This is a genomic window from Sphingomonas endophytica, from assembly GCF_001476895.1.
Lineage (GTDB): Bacteria > Pseudomonadota > Alphaproteobacteria > Sphingomonadales > Sphingomonadaceae > Sphingomonas > Sphingomonas endophytica_A.
Genome location: NZ_LDTB01000101.1, coordinates 1 through 607 on the forward strand (window position 1 = coordinate 1; position 607 = coordinate 607).

A 607-nucleotide genomic window follows, 5' to 3' on the forward strand; every position below is an offset into this window, starting at 1 on the left:
AGGTGCTGCTGCTCGCCTCGGCCGTCGGCATCGACGACCGAGGCGAGCAGCAGCACCTGGGCATCCAGCCGCCGGTCCAGTCCCTCGACCACGAACCGCCCGAGCAGTCCCGCCATCGCCGCCCCGGCCAGCACCAGCGCCAGCACGGTCGCGATGGCCGACACCAGCAGCATCCGCGCATGGATCGATCGCGGCACCAGCGTCATGCCGCGCACACCAGTCGATAGCCGCGCCCGCGCACCGTCTCGATCAACTGCGCCCCGATCTTCTTGCGCAGCCGCCCGACGATCACCTCCAGGCTGTTCGAATCGACATCGGCATCGCCCTCGTACACGCGCTCGAGCAACTCCAGCCGCTCGATCACCGCATTGCGGCGGAGCATCAGCTGCGACAATACGCGCCATTCGAACGCGGTCAGCTTCAGCGGCAGGCCGTCCAGCTCGAACAGCCCGGTCTGCGTGTCGAACAGCAGCGGCCCGCACGTCAGTCGCGCCTGTCCATGCCCGGCCGAGCGGCGGACCAGCGCGCGCAGCCGCATCACCAGTTCCTCGACGCGGAACGGCTTGACCAGGTAATCGTCGGCGCCGGCCTTGAACCCCGCCACCTT

Annotated in this window: 1 protein-coding gene and 1 pseudogene; both read right to left on the reverse strand. The window is 69.2% G+C overall.

What is annotated here, in order from left to right:
* Nucleotides 1-206, reverse strand: a pseudogene (locus NS334_RS16140) (ATP-binding protein); the annotation flags it as partial.
* Nucleotides 203-607, reverse strand: a 405-nt coding sequence (locus tag NS334_RS16145; protein ID WP_193753132.1) for a winged helix-turn-helix domain-containing protein, incomplete at its 5' end; no start/stop codon positions are given. The gene NS334_RS16145 and the pseudogene NS334_RS16140, both read right to left, overlap by 4 nt.